Source organism: Hymenobacter glacialis, assembly GCF_001816165.1.
Classification (GTDB): Bacteria; Bacteroidota; Bacteroidia; order Cytophagales; family Hymenobacteraceae; genus Hymenobacter; species Hymenobacter glacialis.
Window position 1 is genome coordinate 17,866 of record NZ_MDZC01000063.1, and the last position, 16,736, is coordinate 34,601.

General features: G+C 63.3%; 16 protein-coding genes and 1 pseudogene. 12 read left to right on the plus strand and 5 right to left on the minus strand.

Going from position 1 to position 16,736, the window contains the following annotated elements:
* The first annotated feature begins 151 nt into the window (after window positions 1-151).
* Both BEN48_RS09745 and BEN48_RS09750 read left to right on the plus strand, forming a co-directional pair.
* Complete coding sequence (locus BEN48_RS09745; protein ID WP_070734458.1) at window positions 152-829, plus strand: hypothetical protein; 678 nt, start codon at window positions 152-154, stop codon at window positions 827-829.
* Between the two features lie 162 nt (window positions 830-991).
* Window positions 992-1,399: a DUF6960 family protein gene (locus BEN48_RS09750; RefSeq protein ID WP_070734460.1), complete on the plus strand. Its 408-nt coding sequence runs from the start codon at window positions 992-994 to the stop codon at window positions 1,397-1,399.
* Between the two features lie 127 nt (window positions 1,400-1,526).
* Here the strand turns inward: BEN48_RS09750 and BEN48_RS09755 are convergent, their stop codons facing one another.
* The gene (locus BEN48_RS09755) at window positions 1,527-2,879 is read right to left on the minus strand and encodes a YfcC family protein (protein ID WP_070734461.1); all 1,353 of its coding nucleotides are present in this window, start codon (window positions 2,877-2,879) and stop codon (window positions 1,527-1,529) included.
* Between the two features lie 66 nt (window positions 2,880-2,945).
* On the opposite strand from BEN48_RS09755, the gene BEN48_RS09760 reads away from it, so the two are divergent.
* The 4 genes from BEN48_RS09760 (at window position 2,946) to BEN48_RS09775 (ending at window position 6,471) form a co-directional block, all read left to right on the plus strand.
* On the plus strand, window positions 2,946-3,248 hold the full coding sequence (locus BEN48_RS09760; protein ID WP_125932570.1) for a hypothetical protein: 303 nt from the start codon (window positions 2,946-2,948) through the stop codon (window positions 3,246-3,248).
* A 53-nt stretch (window positions 3,249-3,301) separates the two neighbouring features.
* On the plus strand, window positions 3,302-4,306 hold the full coding sequence (locus BEN48_RS09765) for a dienelactone hydrolase family protein (protein WP_070734464.1): 1,005 nt from the start codon (window positions 3,302-3,304) through the stop codon (window positions 4,304-4,306).
* 39 nt (window positions 4,307-4,345) lie between these two features.
* On the plus strand, window positions 4,346-5,887 hold the full coding sequence (locus BEN48_RS09770) for a glycosyltransferase family 39 protein (protein ID WP_070734465.1): 1,542 nt from the start codon (window positions 4,346-4,348) through the stop codon (window positions 5,885-5,887).
* A 140-nt stretch (window positions 5,888-6,027) separates the two neighbouring features.
* Window positions 6,028-6,471 carry a BLUF domain-containing protein gene (locus BEN48_RS09775; RefSeq protein WP_070734466.1) on the plus strand — a complete coding sequence of 148 codons (444 nt, stop codon included), beginning with the start codon at window positions 6,028-6,030 and terminating at the stop codon, window positions 6,469-6,471.
* Between the two features lie 22 nt (window positions 6,472-6,493).
* On the opposite strand, the gene BEN48_RS09780 is transcribed toward BEN48_RS09775, so the two are convergent.
* The gene (locus BEN48_RS09780) at window positions 6,494-7,027 is read right to left on the minus strand and encodes a 2'-5' RNA ligase family protein (RefSeq protein ID WP_070734468.1); all 534 of its coding nucleotides are present in this window, start codon (window positions 7,025-7,027) and stop codon (window positions 6,494-6,496) included.
* Between the two features lie 195 nt (window positions 7,028-7,222).
* Here BEN48_RS09780 and BEN48_RS20185 point away from each other — a divergent pair.
* Window positions 7,223-8,346, plus strand: a pseudogene (locus BEN48_RS20185) (spore photoproduct lyase family protein).
* 77 nt (window positions 8,347-8,423) lie between these two features.
* Window positions 8,424-9,689, plus strand: coding sequence for an imidazolonepropionase (gene hutI / locus BEN48_RS09790; RefSeq protein ID WP_070734470.1), 1,266 nt, complete (start codon window positions 8,424-8,426; stop codon window positions 9,687-9,689).
* Window positions 9,690-9,741: 52 nt separating this feature from the next.
* On the opposite strand, the gene BEN48_RS09795 is transcribed toward hutI, so the two are convergent.
* Window positions 9,742-11,436 (minus strand): outer membrane beta-barrel protein, encoded by a 1,695-nt coding sequence (locus tag BEN48_RS09795; RefSeq protein ID WP_070734471.1) that lies wholly within the window; start codon window positions 11,434-11,436, stop codon window positions 9,742-9,744.
* A complete protein-coding gene (locus BEN48_RS09800) occupies window positions 11,433-12,002 on the minus strand; it encodes an RNA polymerase sigma factor (RefSeq protein WP_070734473.1) in 570 nt (189 codons plus the stop codon). The genes BEN48_RS09795 and BEN48_RS09800 overlap by 4 nt, the downstream gene beginning before the upstream one ends.
* 383 nt (window positions 12,003-12,385) lie before the next feature.
* Between BEN48_RS09800 and BEN48_RS09805 the strand changes: the two genes are divergently transcribed.
* Together BEN48_RS09805 and BEN48_RS18140 are read left to right on the plus strand one after the other, a co-directional pair.
* Complete coding sequence (locus BEN48_RS09805) at window positions 12,386-13,219, plus strand: PhzF family phenazine biosynthesis protein (RefSeq protein ID WP_206599843.1); 834 nt, start codon at window positions 12,386-12,388, stop codon at window positions 13,217-13,219.
* Window positions 13,220-13,361: 142 nt separating this feature from the next.
* A complete protein-coding gene (locus BEN48_RS18140) occupies window positions 13,362-13,919 on the plus strand; it encodes a DUF4274 domain-containing protein (RefSeq protein ID WP_083320936.1) in 558 nt (185 codons plus the stop codon).
* A 115-nt stretch (window positions 13,920-14,034) separates the two neighbouring features.
* Here the strand turns inward: BEN48_RS18140 and ruvC are convergent, their stop codons facing one another.
* Entirely contained in the window at window positions 14,035-14,619 is a 585-nt protein-coding gene (ruvC, locus tag BEN48_RS09810; RefSeq protein WP_070734481.1) for a crossover junction endodeoxyribonuclease RuvC, read from the minus strand.
* Window positions 14,620-14,742: 123 nt separating this feature from the next.
* Here ruvC and BEN48_RS09815 point away from each other — a divergent pair, with 123 nt between their 5' ends.
* Complete coding sequence (locus tag BEN48_RS09815) at window positions 14,743-15,813, plus strand: lysylphosphatidylglycerol synthase transmembrane domain-containing protein (protein ID WP_158010144.1); 1,071 nt, start codon at window positions 14,743-14,745, stop codon at window positions 15,811-15,813.
* A gap of 92 nt (window positions 15,814-15,905) precedes the next feature.
* Window positions 15,906-16,736 (plus strand): glycosyltransferase (locus BEN48_RS09820; RefSeq protein ID WP_070734476.1); only part of this gene is annotated, 831 nt, incomplete at its 3' end.

Genomic DNA, 16,736 nt, shown 5'->3' on the forward strand with positions numbered 1-16,736 from the left:
AATGCGGTTGTTGGCGGGCAGCAGGTAGCCCCACAATACGAAACCGTGGCTCCGATGGATAAAAGCGCTGGGAATTCTCCCCTCAAGCCACTCAAAAACAGGTGCCGTAACCGGGCACTACGGTTTCGCCTTTTTTTGTCGACTTTCGGGCATGAATGCTGTCATTCCCCCTTCCAGTACCGAGGAGCCTGCGGCCCTGGTTCGCCGACGCCACACCCGTCGGCAGTTTGCCAAAACGCTGGGCTACCTGGGGCCGGCGCTGGTGCTGGCGGGCGGGGTAGCGCCGGTGCTGGCGGGCACCGAGCCGCTCACCGGTCTGCGGGCGGTGGAGCTGCTGCTGGGCGCGTCCTACCTCGTGCTGATGCTGCGCAAAATCTGGCAGCTGCGCCTCAACCCATTTCACCAGAGCGCGGTGGCGTGGCTGGAGCTGGCGGCTGCGGCCATTCTGGCCATTGAGAGCTACCAGCTCTGGCACCGCTACCACGAGGCCGAGCTGGCCGGTGCGCCGGTTCAGGTGCCCGTGTTGCCTTGGCTGTACGCCGCCGTGGCCGTCGTGTACGTGGTGCTGGCTTTCCGCATGCGGCAGCTGGCCACGCGGCAATATCTGCACCTGCACGCCGAGGGCTTTGCTGTGCGCACGGGCCAGGCTGGCCAGGCGCACAACCTGCGCTGGGCCGACATTGCCACCGTGGAAGCGGCCGGTGCCACCAGCGTACTCATACGCCGCACCGATGGCCAGGAGCACCGCATCGCATTCGATGGCCTGCCCGATGGCCAAGCCCACCGCGACCGCCTGCTGGCGCACCTGCGCAAATCAATAAATGGATAGCGGAGGAGGTTGCCAGCATGACGTTCTAAAAAGCTTTACTAGATGAGCGTTAGCGGTTAACAGATTTCTGGCATTTTTGGCAATATAAATTCAGCACTGGCGTGAGCAATTTGCGCCCCGAAGATGTTGAGTGCTCATTGCTTCCCCGTTACCCACTACAGAATGCGTCGTTCCAAACCGGTTATTTTTGGTCTCTACGGCTGGTCGCCCGAGTATGGCTTCCGGTACATCCACCCCGCCAACCGCCGCTCGTTTGAGTTGCTGGAACCGGTGGGCAAGCTATTTGAGAAAATCAGCGAAGACGAAGAAGGCGAGTGGGTTACGATTCGCTACGACGAGCAGCAGTTTCTGGTGAAGCCCGAGCTGTTTAAGGAAATCTACCACAAGCCCGCGTTCAGCTTTGGCGACTCGGTGGAGGAGGTGACGCCCGCCCCCGGCGAGTACCGCCACTTTGGGCTCATATCAGACGTGTTCTGGGACGAAAGCACCGACACCGCCACCTTCCAGATTGTAGAGCGCAAGCGAAAGCTGCCGCGGGTGTTCACCGCCGCCGAGCTGCGGGCCGACTAGCTGTAACCAGCTGCACGTCATGCTGAGCGCAGCCGAAGCATCTCTACCGCAATGGTAATTAGTTACTTCCACGGTAGAGATGCTTCGGCTGCGCTCAGCATGACGTGCAAACACCTCGCGCGTCGCCTCAGATGCCCAGCCAGATGGCGCCTACCACGCCGGCCACGCCCAGGGCCAGCAGCAGCGCGTAGAGCGGCCACACAAACTTCAGCCACTGGTCGAAGCGAACGCCGCAGATGGCCAGCATGGCCAGCAGGGCGCCATTGGTGGGGGTGATGAGCTCGCACAAGCCGGCGGCGTACTGAAAAGCCAGCACCACCACTTGGCGCGACATGCCAATCAAATCGGCCAGCGGCGCAAACAGCGGCATGGTGAGCGTGGCCTGCCCGCTCACGCTGGGCACCGGCAGGTGCAGGGCGGTCTGCACCACCATCATGCCCAGGGCCGAAAATGTGACCGGTAAATTGGCCAGCGGCGCCGACATGCCCTGCACAATGGTGTCGACAATGTGGCCCTGCTCCAGCACCACGAAAATGGCGCGGGCAAACCCAATGAGCAGCGCCGAAAAAGCAATGTCGCGGAAGCCCGTCACGAAGCCCTCGGCCGTGCCCGACAGCCCCAGCCCGCCCAGCAGGCCCGCGCCCACGCCCAAGGCAAAAAACAGCGCGCCCATCTGGTCAAAATCCCAGCCCAGGGCCACCACGCCGTAGCCGAAAAAGGAGAACATCACCAGCAGCAGCAACAGCACCAAGCCGTGGCGCTGGCCCGCCGGAGCGTCCACGGCCAGGCCCGCATCCTCGGCCAGGGCGCTGGGGGCCACCCGGTGGCGAATGGCGTGGCGCATGGTGCCCGCAATCCAGAGGGCCACGGCCGGCACCAGCAGCGCCAGGCGGTAGCCCCCGCCCGAGAGCAGCGGCAGCTGCGCCAGTTTCTGGGCAATGCCCACCTGAAAGGGATTGATGGGGCTAAAGGCCGCGCCTACAATAGCCGCCCCGATGCTGGCCGCCACCGCCGTGATGACCGGATAGCCCAGCCGGCGCATGAGCACGAGCAGCACCGGTACCAGGGGCACAATTTCCTCGCCCATGTTCTCCAGCGCGCCCATGGTGGCAAAAAGCAGGCTCACTACCGGAATAACCAGCACCTCGCGGCCGTGGGCGCGGGCCAGCAGCCAGTCCACGCCGTGGCGCAGGGCGCCGGTCTGGTCGAGCACCGTGAACGCGCCCCCGGCCAGGAAGATGAGGAAGATGACGCCCGCCGCGTCGGCCATGCCTTTGGGGATGTCCACGAGCATGTCGAGCGGGCCCACGGGCGTGGCGGGCACGCGCTGGTAGGAGCCCGGCACCACCACCTCCCGGCCGGTGGCTTCGTTCTTTTGGCGGGCAAACTGGCCGGCCGGCAGCACGTAGCTCAGCGCGGCGGCTAACATAATGAAACCCACCAGCAGGACCAGTGGGTGGGGAAATCGAAAGCTGTTCATGGCACAAAGAAGGGCCACGGGAACTTAGCGCCCCGGGTGCGGGGGTTAACTTGCAGGGCCGGGGAGGTGGCCCGTTCGCGGCCCCGCCGCACCACCCGTCGTTTCCAAGCCCTCTGGTTCTCCATGACCATCACCGACTTCAAAGCCCTGCATCAGCGCCTGCAGGCCGAGCACCTGGCCCGGCACGGCACCCGCCTAGCCGAGCGCCAGGAAGACAGCTTCGAGCTGACGCTGTATGCCGTGGAGGGCTTTTACGCCGAAACATGGCGCAGCCGCGGCGAGGAGCCCCTGCTGTTCATCCACGTATTTCAAAAACCGGCCGGCCTGGGTGACTACCTGCGCCTGGTGCAACTGCCCGGCAACCTGTGAGGTCCTTGCGCCGCCTGCGCAACGGTGCTGCTGGGCTTTTGAACACAAGTGACATGCGAATCTGGGGGTTAATACTGGTGCTGCAACTGGGGCTGGCCGCTGCCGCCAGCGCGCAAACAGCCCTGCCCCGCCGCACGCCGGCCGAGTTTGGGTTCCGGCATTTGGTGGTGATGTACGGGCGCGACAGCGTGGACGTGCTGGTGCTTTCACAGCCCGGCGAAGAGAAACAGAAGAAGCCGTTGCTTTTTTGGGTGCAGGGCTCATTGCCGACCCCATTGGTGCTGTATGACCGCCAAGGCGCCTTTCCTGTGTTTCCTTTTCACCCCAAGGCCGTGCTCAAAAACTGCCATCTGGTCATCGTGAGCAAGCCTGGCATTCCGCTTATGGCCGACGTGGAGGGCCGCGACCCCAATCAGATGTTCGGCCGCACTGCCCCGCCGCCGTACTACTGCGCCCGCAATTACCTGGACTACTTTGTGCAGCGCGACGTGGCTTTGTTACGCTATATCAAAAAGCAGCCGTGGGTTGATAAATCGCACGTAGTAGCAGCGGGCCATTCGCAGGGTAGTACAATAGTGGCACACTTGGCCGCCGTGCCGGGCTTGGTGAGCCACGCCGTGTACTTGAGTGGTAACTCACTGGGCCAACTCATGTCAATGTTGGCCGAGAGCCGGCAGAGGGAAGATTCGGTGGCAGCCGTTGCTACCTTCCAGCGTTGGCAAACCGCAGTTGCCCACCCCACCTTCGCCGACTGCGTGGGCGATGACCCGCGCAGCTTGTTTGGCTTCGGGACGGCCGTGCTGCCGATGTTGCTGCGCGTTCAGGTGCCTGTGTATGTGGGCTACGGTACCCGTGACCGCGGCGTAGCCGGCAACGACTTCCTGCGGCTGGAGTGCATCCGCCTGCACAAAACCAACTTCACGTTCCGTGAGTATCCCGGCCGTGAGCACAACTTTTTCGGTTTCAAAGGCGGCCAAATCAATTACGACGATTTTTACTGGGACCGGGTAGGCGACGAGTTTCTGCGCTGGGCCGGGCTGCTGCCCAACAGCAAGTAGCGAAACGGCTGTATTGGTTTTCTGCCGACCTTGGGCCGCATGAAACGCTTCCTCCCGCTGGCCTTTGCGCTGCTCAAATTCGTGTCGGGCTTCTTCCTCATCAACTCTGCCTACGAGCTGCAGCGCGACGAATACCTCTATCTCAACCAGGGCCAGCACCTGGCCTGGGGCTACCTGGAAGTGCCACCGCTCATTGCGGCGCAGGGCTGGGTGAGCCTGCATCTGGGCGGGGCCGAAGGCTGGGTGAAGTTCTGGCCCTTCTTGTGGGACGCGGCTACCATGTACCTGGTGGTACGGCTGGCCGGGCGGCTGGGCGGCGGCTGGTTTGCTCAAACGCTGGCAGGCGTGTGCTATCTGTGCACGGCTTTTGCCCGCCTCAACTTGCTGTTTCAACCCAACTCGTTTGAAGTGTTTGGCTTTCTGATGTGCCTGTACGGGCTGGTGCGCTACCTGCAGGAGGAGCGGGCCCGCTACCTCTATCTGGTGGGAGTGGGGCTGGGGTTGGGCTTGCTGAACAAGTACACCACGCTCTTTTTCATTGCGGCGCTGGGCGGGGCGCTGCTGCTCACGCCCGCCCGCCGGCTGCTGGCCAGCCGCCATTTCTGGGGCGCCGCGGGCGTGGCGCTGCTGCTGTGGCTGCCCAATGTGGTGTGGCAAATCAGCCACGGCGTCCCGTTTCTGCACCACATGGCGCTGCTCAAGCAAACCCAGCTGGTGCACGTGCAGGCCGCCGATTTCTGGAAGGCCCAGCTGCTGATGTGCTTCCCGGCCCTGCTGGTGTGGGCACCGGGGCTGCTGGCACTGCTGCTGGCACGCGCGTTCCGGCCGTACCGGGCCGTGGGGCTGGTGGTGGTGCTGGGCGTGGGCCTGCTGGCCGCGCTGCACGGCAAGGACTACTACGCCCTGGGCTACTACCCGGTGCTGTTTGCGTTTGGGGCGGTGTGGTGGGCCGAGCGGCTGGCGCGTTTCCGGTGGAAGGCGCTGGCGCAACCCGCGCTGCTGGCCGTGCCCCTGGGCCTGCACCTGGCCTACCTGCCACTGGCCTGCCCGCTGCGCAGCCCGGCCGCCATGGCGGCCCTACTGCCCCGCTACCAGCACCTGGGCGCCTACCGCTGGGAAGATGGCCAGAACCACGCCCTGCCCCAGGACTACGCCGACATGCTGGGCTGGCGCGAAATGGCCGACAAAACCTGGGCCGCCTACCAAACCCTGCCCGATTCGGTGCGCGCCCACACCCTCATTCACTGCGCCAACTACGGCCAGGCCAGCGCCATCAACTACTATAACCGGCACCGCGCCCTGCCCCCGGCCAACAGCCTCAACGGCAGCTTCCTGTTCTGGTACCCGCCCCTGAGCCAGTGCCGCGCCCTTATCCTCATCGACGATGAGCCCAACGATGAGCTGGCCCCGCATTTCGCTGCCTACCGCCGCTTCGGCGCCGTCACCGACCCGTATGCCCGGGAGCGGGGCACGCACATCACCATCGGCCTGCACCCCAACGGATTCATAAAAAACCTCGTGCGCCAGGAGTGGCGCAGCACCATGAGGGAATGGCAGGGGGATTTGCAAATCGCGAAATAATCATACATATACAGCAGCTGCCTATGTTGCTGCATAAATAGCTTCAGCTAATCGGAATAGGTGTTTATTCCTGATTAGTGCGTAATTTTACGGAGGCTACCCGAGCTGTGTAGTTGGATTGTAGTGGGAGGCTTTCTGTAATGTTTATTCGTCAATTAATCTACTGCAGCACTGCCACAAGGCCGCTGGCCGATGAGGAGATGCAGGAGTTAATCGTTCAGTCGAGCGTGCGCAACGCCGCGCGGGCCATCACCAGCTTCCTCTACTGTGCCAATCCGGGCTACCTGCACGTGCTGGAAGGCGACCACCAGGCCGTAGCGCAGCTCCAGGCCCGCCTCAGCCAGGATGCCCGCCACGCCGATATGGTGACCATAATGGACGAAACCAGCACGACTCGCCTGTTTCCCGGCTTAAACATGGGCAGCGCCTACCTGACTTCGGCGGCCCTCGCCCGACTGGCCGGTTACCTCGACCCCCAATACCGTTCGGTCCTGCTGCCTACTTCCTGCAATTCCCAGGAAGTGATTATGGACTTGCTGCACGAATTCGTGGCCGAACAAAGCTTGTCCATCCGGCCCTGCTAGGAGGTCCGGCACAGCTAGCCTGCTACTGCAAGGCCGGGTCGACTACGAACGGAAACCGCTGCACCGATTCCCACGGCCCGCCGCGGTAAGCCCACAAGTGCAGCCCCGTGCCCATGGCGCAAAACGGGGCAAAATCTGCCTGCAAATCGGCGAGCAGCTGCCGGGCCACGGCCGGGTCTACCTTGTTTTGAACGGTGACGTGGGGCTGCAGCTTCTGCTGGTCCTGCGGGGTGAGGTGGGCCGCAAACCGCTGCTGCAACTGCCGGTGCAACGCCAGCAGCTCCGGGTGCTGCAGCGTGAACGCCACGCCCCGGCCCAACGAACGCACCCCCGACACCTGCAGCGGCAGCGGGCCCACCGCCTGGCAGCAGGCTTCCAGCTCCCGGCACACGGCGGCCAGCTCCGCGCCGGGCAGGTGGTGAAACAGGGTGAGGTGGGCCGCCAGGTAGTTGATTTTGGCTGGGAAGTGCTGGCGCCGAAGGGCATTGAAATACGTGTGGGCGGCATCATCCAGGGTCAGGGTGAGGATGAGCGGAACAGCAGCAAATTCAGACATGAGGCGGGGCGTAGGCGAAGCAAAGTGGCGTACGCAGGTTAGCAATGGTTGGTTAAAATAATATGTGGCAATTGTCTGATAATGAACATGTACTGTCGATGAATAAATTGTAAAAATTCAGCCCGGAAAGCCTGCTAAGAGGACTTAATTTGCCGGCCAAAACGTTGAGTCAGTATCCGTCACCAATCCGATTTCATGCTAACTGCCGGCTCCCTCGTTTCCATATCCGATGCCCTGCTCACCGACCGGCCCGCCCCGGCATCGGCCCCGCGCACCCACTCGGCCAAGCTGTGGCTGCCGCAGCGCGTGGTGTTCACGCCCGATGCGCTGGACGAGGAATTTGGCCAGCAAATCCTGGCCCGCGTGTCGGCCCAAAACCTGGAGGTGGAGTTGCTGAAAAGTAACCGCATCACCGGCCTGCGCCAGGGCGACGACGTGCGCGCCACCTACCGCACCGCCAAAAACACCCTGGCCGTGGTGAAGGCCCCCGCCGGCGCCCTGCGCCTGCAGCCCACCCCGCCCTCGGCCCACTGGCAGCTCAACCTGGCCGAAGGCTGTCCCGCCCACTGCCAGTACTGCTACCTGGCCGCAGCCTCAGCGGCCCGCCCGTGGTGAAAGCCTTCGCCAACCTGCCCCAGCTCCTGGCCAACACCGCCACCTACGAGCAGCCCGGCCGCGTTACCAGCTTCGAGGCCAGCTGCTACACCGACGTGCTGGGCATTGAGCACCTCACCGGCAGCCTGGCCGAGGCTGTGCGCTATTTCGGTACCCGCGAAGCGGCCCAGCTGCGCTTCGTGAGCAAGTACGACCACGTGGGCGCGCTGCTGAATCTGCCGCACCACGGCCGCACCCGCGCCCGTTTCTCCCTGAACGCCGAGGCCGTGGTGCGGCGCCTGGAGGGCGGCACGGCCTCGGTGGAGGCGCGCATTCAGGCCATGCGCCGGCTGGCCTTGCCGGCGGCCCAGGGCGGGGGCGGCTACCCCGTGGGCGTGGTGCTGGCCCCCATCATGCCCATTCCCGACTGGCAGCAGCATTACACCGACCTGCTCGACCGCTTGCAGGCCGCCTTCGATTTCGACTGCGACCTCACCGTGGAGTTCATCACCCACCGCTTCACGCCCGGCTCCAAAGACGTGCTGCTGCAGTGGTACCCCAACACCAGCCTCGACCTGGAAGAGGAGGGACGCGCCGTGAAGCGCAACAAGTTCGGCGGCCTGAAATACGTGTACCAGCCCGAGCAGATGAAGGCCATGAAAGCCTGGTTCTACACGGAGTGGCAGCGCCGCTTCCCCCACGCCCCGGTGCAGTACTGGACGTAGTGTGAGAGGTGACCCGGAATACGACGGCACCAGGTACCCCATTCCAATGCTGCCCGTAAGCCTTCTACATTTACGGCATGCCTACTTACTCCCTCGTCATCCAAAACGCCGCCCAGGTCCTCACCATGGCCGGTGGGCCCACCGACCGCCCCCTGGCATGTCTGGAACTGAGCAATTGGACCGTTATTGAGCACGGCTACGTGGCCTGTGAGGGCGATGCCATCGTGGCCGTGGGTCCCATGAGCGAGCTGAACCCCGCGCACATCGGCTCCGAAACCCGGGTTGTCGATGCCTCCGGCCGCGTGGTGATGCCCGGGCTGGTGGAGTGCCACACCCACCTGGTATTCGGCGGCAACCGCGCCCATGAGTTTGAGCGCAAGCTGGGCGGCGAGTCTTACCTCGAAATACTGGTCGGCGGCGGGGGCATTCTGAGCACCGTGCGCGCCACCCGTGCCGCCTCCGAGCCCGAGCTGCTGGCCAATGCCCTGCACCATCTGGCGGGCTTTCGCCACTACGGCGTGACCACGCTGGAGGCCAAAAGCGGCTACGGCCTCGACCATGCCACCGAGCTGCGCCTGGTGCGGGTGGCCCGGGAGGCGGGGCAGCGGCAGCCGGTGCGGGTGGTGCCCACTTTCCTGGGTGCCCACGTAGTGCCGCCCGAGTTCAAGGCCGCCGGGCCGCGGGCCTACGTCGACTTTTTGCTGCGCGAAGTGCTGTCGGACCTGAAAGGGGAGGCAGCGTTCGTGGATATTTTCTGTGAGGAAGGTGCTTTTCCGCTGGATGTCTCGCGCTATTACCTGGCGCAGGCCCACAAAATGGGTTTCGGCTTGAAGATTCACGCCGAGCAGATGCACGACCTGGGCGGCTGCGAGATGGCCGCCGAGCTGGGCGCCACCAGCATCGACCACTGCGACTACCTCACGCCCGCCGCCGCCGCCCGCATTGCCGCCCACACCGGTGGCCGCACCGTGGCCGTGCTACTGCCACTGGTGCCCCTATTTCTGCGACAAGACCAATACGCCGCCGGCCGCGAGTTCATCCAGGCTGGCCTGCCGGTGGCCCTGAGCACGGATTTCAACCCCGGTTCCTGCCCCAGCAAAAATCTGTGGCTGGCCCTGTCCGTCGCCTGCCTGAAAATGGGTTTCACGCCCAAAGAAGCCGTGGCCGCCGCCACGCTCAACGCCGCCTGGGCCATTGCCCAGCAGCACGATTGCGGCAGCCTCGAGCCCGGCAAGCGGGCCGACATCCTGGTGCTCAACGTGGGCAGCGTGGCCGAAATCCCGTATTGGCTCGGCGAAAACCCTGTGCGGGACGTGTTCATCGGCGGCGAGCCGGTGCGATGAGGCGCCCGAAGTAGTCTACAGACAGTGACGGGCAGTGGCGCGAAGCGGTGTACTACCGCAACTCGTACGACACCCCAACCAGGGCCCCGGCGCCCCACAGGTAGCGCGGCGTGAGGCCGGATATGGGTTTTGGCAACGAGGTGAGGAAGTAGGTGGCGTGAGGCTGGGCCAGCAGCTCAAGGCGCGGCCCCACCCGGTAGTGCAGGTCCAGCCCGGCCATGACCGACAAGCTGAGCGGGCGATAAGGGCTGTTGTTTTTTAATGCAGAAGGGGCGGAGCGGGTAGTGCTGCCGCCCAGGTACACGGCTACATCAGTCCCGGCCCGCAGTCCGTAGCGGAGGTGCTTACTGGCTTGCCCCAGGGCATAGCTCACGCGCACGGGCACGGTGGCAAACCGGTAAGTGTCGCGCTGGCGGAGGCTGACCTCCCGCGAGGCCCGAGTAGGCAAGCCCGACACCGAGTAAGTTGTGTAGGAAACCGGACCGGAGTAGTCCGTCCTCGTAGCGTATTCCTGGTAGCCCAGGCCCGCGCTCACGCCCCATCGGCCGCTCAGCACGCGGCGTGCCTGCACTTGCAGGCCAAACCCGGTGCTGCTTTTTTCTTTCTCGGCCAGGGCATTGGCGATGACGTTGTCACTGGCAGGACCGGCCGCCGTGGGGGGAAGGTTGCGGTTGGGCAGGGGTTCCAAACTGGCACCTCCGCCCAGCGTTCGGAAGGTTTGGGCCGGGCCGCCCAGCAGCTGCAGTGCCCAGCGTTGGGCCACCACCACCGGCATAGCGGGCGCGGTGTCGGCACTAAGCTGGGCGGTGGGCAGCGGAAAGCCTGCCAGCGCCAGGGCAGGGGTGCGCCGCAGCATGGCGCCCGCTGCGGCGGTGTTCTGCGCGCTGCCAGCAGCGTCTGGCGCGTCCTCATTCGTGCCCGCTTGCGGGCTATCTGCTAACGACTGCGACTGATTAACACCCGCCACCGGAGCGGAAAGCCCAGCCAGCGGAACTGCGGGCAAAGCCGGCGAAGCATCCCCGGTCGCCAGTGCCTCGGCCGGCGCAACACGCGGCCTTGCCGTTTTGCTCGCTTCTGGCGCCGTTTCCTGGCGCACTGCCACTTTCTCAGTATTACTAGCAGCTGCCCCCATAGCCGGCACACTGGCCGCAGCATCCGAATCAGCAGCAGTAATCGGCTCGGCGTAAGCTGCGTCAGCACGGCCCGCCGAAAAATTGCCTGACCTGACTGCGGCCAGGCGCCGACCACGGGTAGCAGCGGCCGAGCGATTCAGAGTCGTAACGTCTATATTCTTTTGAAAAGCAGGAAGCGGGTTTTTAGCTGCAGCCAGTTCAGTGGCTTGGGCCGCGGTGGCCGTGCCAGTCGAAGTCCGGGCTGCGGGGCTGTTTGGCCCAGCCGCAACGGCACCAGCTACATCAGTCGCTGCCTGTGGAGGCACTGAAGCCGTGGCTGCGGTGCGGTTTTCGCTTCGCGGGCCAGTCGTTGCCATTTGCCCGGTGCCGGCGGCCGATTGACCCGGGCCCGCGGTGCGCCACCACTGCCAGGCTGCTCCGCCCACCACGGCCAGTAGCAGGCCCAGCAGCAGCACCGGGCTCCAGCGGCGCCGGCGGCGCAGCTGCGGCCGGGCCACCGGTAGCGGCAGCTGGGCTTTGATACCGGCCCACAGCTGCGCCGGCGGCTCCTGGCCGTAGTCGGCCAGGCGGTTGCGCAGGGCATCGTACAAGTCGTCGGGTTTGCGGTCGGTCATGGCAATTGGGGGTGGTGATGGGCCGCCAGGCGGCGTTCGAGCAGGCGGCGGGCCCGCGCCAGCTGCGATTTGGAAGTGCCTTCGGCAATGCCCAGCAGCTCGGCTATTTCCTGGTGCGAGTAGCCCTCCACGGCGTAGAGGTTGAGCACGGCGCGGTAGCCGGGCGGCAGCGTGGCCAGCAGGGCCAGCAGGTCGTCGGCGGCCAGCTGCTCCACGGCGCAGGGTTCGGGGCTGGCCAGGTCGTGGGCCACGTCGTCGGGGTCGAGGGTGGGGGCGGGGTGGCGCAGGCGGTGCTGCTCCAGCGCGTGCAGGGAGGTGGTTACGGCAATGCGCCGGGCCCACGCCTCAAAGGGTCCCTGGCCCCGGTATTGGTCGAGGCGGGTGAATATTTTAACGAACGTGTTTTGCAGCGCGTCCTCCGCTTCGGCCCGGCTGGGGCAGTAGCGCAGGCACACGCCCATGAGCAGATACGCCAGCCGCTGGTAGAGCTGGTGTTGCGCCGCCGATTCGCCGCGCCGGCACGCCGCCAGCAGCGTCTCATCGACCGGAGCTAGAGGAGGCGGCATAAATAAAGTAAGGGTGAAGGCGAGCTGTACAGCACCCGCCTCATAAAGCCCTGACCGGCGGCCGGCCCGGGCGGTTGCATGACCGTAAATTTATTTTGAAAAATTTACGGATTGGGGTACAATTTCGCGCCGTGCAAAGGCTTCGCCGTATTCTTGCTTTGCAGCTCTGCCTTTGAGTACTCAGTTAAAGCCAACTGCAGTAAAAAAGGCGGTCATACTGAGCTTGCCGAAGCATCTCTACCGCAGCAGTAATATAGATTACTGTTATGGTAGAGATGCTTCGGCAAGCTCAGCATTACGTTCTGAGTTAAAAAGGCCTGTTCCTGCACGGACCCCCATTAGCCTGCCCGCCCATTCACTTCACTTATTTGCCTCCGCCCGTGATACCCTATTTCCACGTCGACGCCTTCGCCCAGCGTCCTTTTGCCGGCAACCCCGCCGGCGTGTGCCCCCTCCCAGCCTGGCTGCCCGCCGCGCAGATGCAGCAAATAGCGGCTGAAAACAACCTCGCCGAAACCGCCTTCATCGTGCCGCGCACCGGGGCTGAGTATGACATCCGCTGGTTCACGCCCGCCGTCGAAATTGACTTGTGCGGGCACGCCACCCTGGCCTCGGCCCACGTCCTGTTCACGCACCTGGATTTTGCCGGGGAGCAGGTGGTTTTCCACAGCCAAAGCGGCCCGCTGCACGTGTCGCGCGAAGCCGACGGCCGCCTCACGCTCGATTTTCCCTCGCGCCCTCCCCAGGAAATGGCCACGCACCCCACCGGCCTCACCGACGCCCTGCACGCTACACCCCTGCGCGTGCTGGCCGCGCGCGACCTGCTGGTCACTTTCAACACCGAAGCCGAGGTGCTGGCCCTCAAACCCGACTACGCCCGTATCGCGGCCCTCGAATACGTGGGCGTTATCGCCACCGCGCCCGGCACCGATGGGGTAGACTTTGTGTCCCGCTTCTTCGCACCCCGCGTGGGCGTGCCCGAAGACCCCGTTACCGGCTCGGCTCACAGCACCCTGATTCCTTTTTGGGCCGAAAAGCTGGGCAAAACCGAGCTGCGCGCCCGTCAGATTTCGCCCCGCGGCGGCGACCTGTGGTGCCGGCTAAGAGGTGACCGGGTGGACATCAGCGGCTACGCGGTGACGTATGCAAAGGGCGAAATATCGGTTGGTAAAGAAGCGGAGGCCGTAGGTTCGGCAGATACTGGGGGTGTGCAGTAGCTATTTTGCATTGTATTAGTGCAGTCCCGCCTGATTCGGTGCGGACTATTCTACTGATTAGCATACTATGGGCGTATGGCCATTGCTTGCATCTTCGCTGAGCAACGGTCATACGTTGTAACCTGTTCTAAAACCAGACGCAATGATAATTCTGCCAAACAAAGAAAGATTTATTCAAGAAAATTTTATTGAATTTTCATTCAACAATGAGGAAGATTATGTACCGGATTATAGGCTTTTCGAGAAGCTAAACTCAACAGACCAATATTATCTTGCTCAACATTACAATTGGGATGATGGCGTTGAGATTTTGAAATGGATAGTTGAAAGTCAAAAGTGCGACAAAGGAACTGCGTCATTAATTTTTTGGACGTCAGAACCTGATTATTATTTAGAACAATCTGTCGATGAAATTTCAGAGGATGAAAAAGAGGTATTTTTACTGCTGAGAAGAATAGTTGAAAAATATAACAACAAAGAATTTACAAAATCAAATCTAAAATATGACCCAACAAACAGAGTAAATAAAATAGATTGGAGTAGGGTAAATTTTGAATGGAGTATTCCGGAAGAAATTAGAAAACCAACAAAAGGATTTTCTATAATCAGTCTTGGAGGCATTCAACAAAAAATTTGGGAATGGCAACGCAAACGAAAAGAAGCCAAACGTGCAGCCAAAAGGTTAAAACGAAAAAAATAACATCAGGCATTTGGCATTCGGCAAAAAAGCGCGTTCAATAATTAAATGAAGCCTTGCGGTCCGAGATTTGCGTCTTCGCCAAGCGCCAAAATGCTAGAATTGCTTGTCCAAATCCCTACGATTTCGCAGGCGCTTTTTTCTTGGCCGCACGGGTGCTCGCCCCCAGCCGCTCGGGGTTCTCCGCCAGGAACTTGCCCCAGCTTTTGCCGCCGCTCACGCTGGCGTTGTTGCCCTTCATGTAGTGGTGGCACAGGGCCACGGAGAGGGCATCGGTGGCGTCCAGAAACTTGGAGGCTTCGGCAATGGGCGGGAGCGTGAGGGTCTGGCGCAGCATGTGGGCCACTTGCTCCTTGGTGGCCGAGCCGGAGCCTGTCACCGACTGCTTTACCTTGGTGGGGGCGTACTCCACGTAGGGAATCTGGCGGGAGAGGGCGGCGGCAATAGCCACGCCCTGCGCCCGGCCCAACTTCAGCATACTCTGTACGTTGACCCCAAAAAACGGGGCTTCGATGGCCAGCTCATCGGGCAGGTACTCGTCGATGAGCTCCAGCATGCGGTCGAAAATCCGCTTTAGCTTTACGGCGTGATTCGACCCCAGCGCCTTCATATTGATAACGTCGTAGCACAGCACGTCGACCCGCTGGCCGCGCACCTCAATCAGGGCGTAGCCCATAATCTGGGTGCCGGGGTCCACGCCCATGATGATTTTGGGCAGCAGCTCGACAGCAGGAGCGGGGCGGGGGCGAAGGGGGGCAGCCAAAGGAACGAGGGTGAGGAGCAACAAGGCGGAAGCGCCGAAATAGCCGCGGCCAAGGGACTTCCTTTGCAAAGCTACAACGCCGGCAAGCCCGCAGGGACCACCGAAGCAGCATTGCTCCTTAGAAGTGCAAACAGCCCCGAAAAAGGTCCCGCGCCCAAAAAGTGGGGCCGGTGGGTTTTCTGGGGCAAGGTGCTGGTCACGTTGCTCACGCTGGGCCTGCTCTACAACTCCATTTTTGCCGAGCCCGACACCGCCGCGGCCTGGCGCACGCTGCTGGCCACCAGCCTGCGCGGCGCCGGTCGGGTACCCGTGCTCTGGGCCCTGGCGCTGGTACCGCTCAACTGGGGCCTGGAGGCCTGGAAATGGTACCGGCTGGCCCGGCACCTGGAGCCCGTCACGTTTGGGCGCAGCCTGCGGGCGGTGCTGGTGGGGCTCACGCTGGGCTTTGCCACGCCCAACCGGGTGGGCGACTACGCCGGCCGCATTCTGGAACTGAAAAGCCGACGCGTGAGTGCGCTGGGGGCCGTTTTTCTGGGGCGCTACTGCCAGCTGGTGGCCACGGTGCTGGCGGGCGTGGCGGGCCTGCTGTATTTTCTGCTGACCTTTTATTTGAAAGGCTACCCAGCCGCCGGGTTGGGCGTGGTGGTATCGGCGGGGCTGATTGGCGTGGCGGTGCTGGTGCCGCTCTACCGCTCGCGGCTGCTGCTGGCGGCGCTGGGGCTGTGGCGGCCACTGCGGCGGTTCCGGCCCGCGCTGGCCATTATGCCCACGTACCCGGCGCGGGCGTTGCACGCGGTGCTGGCCATCTCGGTGCTGCGCTACGCGGTGTTTTGCGGGCAGTTTCTGCTGCTGCTCACGGCCTATGGCGTGGGCAGCCCGCTGGGGCCGGGGCTGGCGGCAGTGGCGGGCACCTTCCTGCTGAAATCGCTGGTGCCCTCGCTAAACGCCCTGGCCGATGTGGGCGTGCGGGAGCTGTCGGCCACGCATTTGTTTGGGCTGCTGGGGCAGCCGGCGCTGCCGGTGCTCAGTGCCAGCCTTAGCTTGTGGGTCATCAATATTGCGCTGCCCAGCGCGGCGGGGCTGCTGCTGGTGCCCGGCCTGCGCGTGCTGCGCGATAAGCGCGCCGGGAAATGACGGCGGGGCTATTGTTGCTGGCGTTGCCGGTGGTGTACGCGGGAGTAATGGGCTGGCTGCGCGCTGCGCTTAATCTTAATGAAGAATTAAGAATGAAGAATGAAGAATTGGTAACGGAGAACAAGGAAGAAGGGCCGTCTGCGAATTCCTCATTCTTCATTCCTCATTCCTCATTACAATTTTCTCTCCTCATCGCCGCCCGCAACGAAGCCTCTAGCCTCCCCCAACTCCTACGCGACCTTGCTGCCCAAACCCTGCCGGCCGCGCAGTTCGACGTCCTCATTGCCGACGACCACTCCACCGATGCCACCGCCGCGCTGGTAAGTGCCGCCGCATCAGAAACCGGGTTTCAGCTACGCCTCATCAGCCTGCCCGCGGCCGAAACCGGCAAAAAAGCCGCTTTGCAAGCCGCTTTGCAGGTTGCTCGCGCCCCCTGGCTGGTGTGCACCGACGCCGACTGCCGCCTCGGCCCCGGCTGGCTGGCGGCCTATGCGGCGCTGCTGTCACGGCAGCCGTTGGCCAATTTTATCAGCGGCCCGGTGCTGCTCACCGGGCCGGATTCTGGGTTTATGACGCTCATGGGGCTGGAGTTTGCGGGACTGGTGGGGGTGGGCGCGGCCTGCCTGGGTCGGCGAAAGCCCACTATGTGCAACGGGGCCAACCTGGCCTACCGCCGCGCCGCCTTCGAGGCCGTGGGTGGCTACGCCGACAACGCCCACCTGGCCAGCGGCGACGACGAATTTCTGCTCCACAAAATCCACGCGGCCTTTCCCGGCACGGCCCATTTTCTGACCGATGCGGCGGCCATTGCCCGCACCGCCGCGCCCACGTCGCTGGGGGCGCTGCTGCGGCAGCGGGTGCGCTGGGCCAGCAAGTGGCGGCACTACCAAAGCGCGGCTTCGCGCCACCTGGCCCTGCTGGTG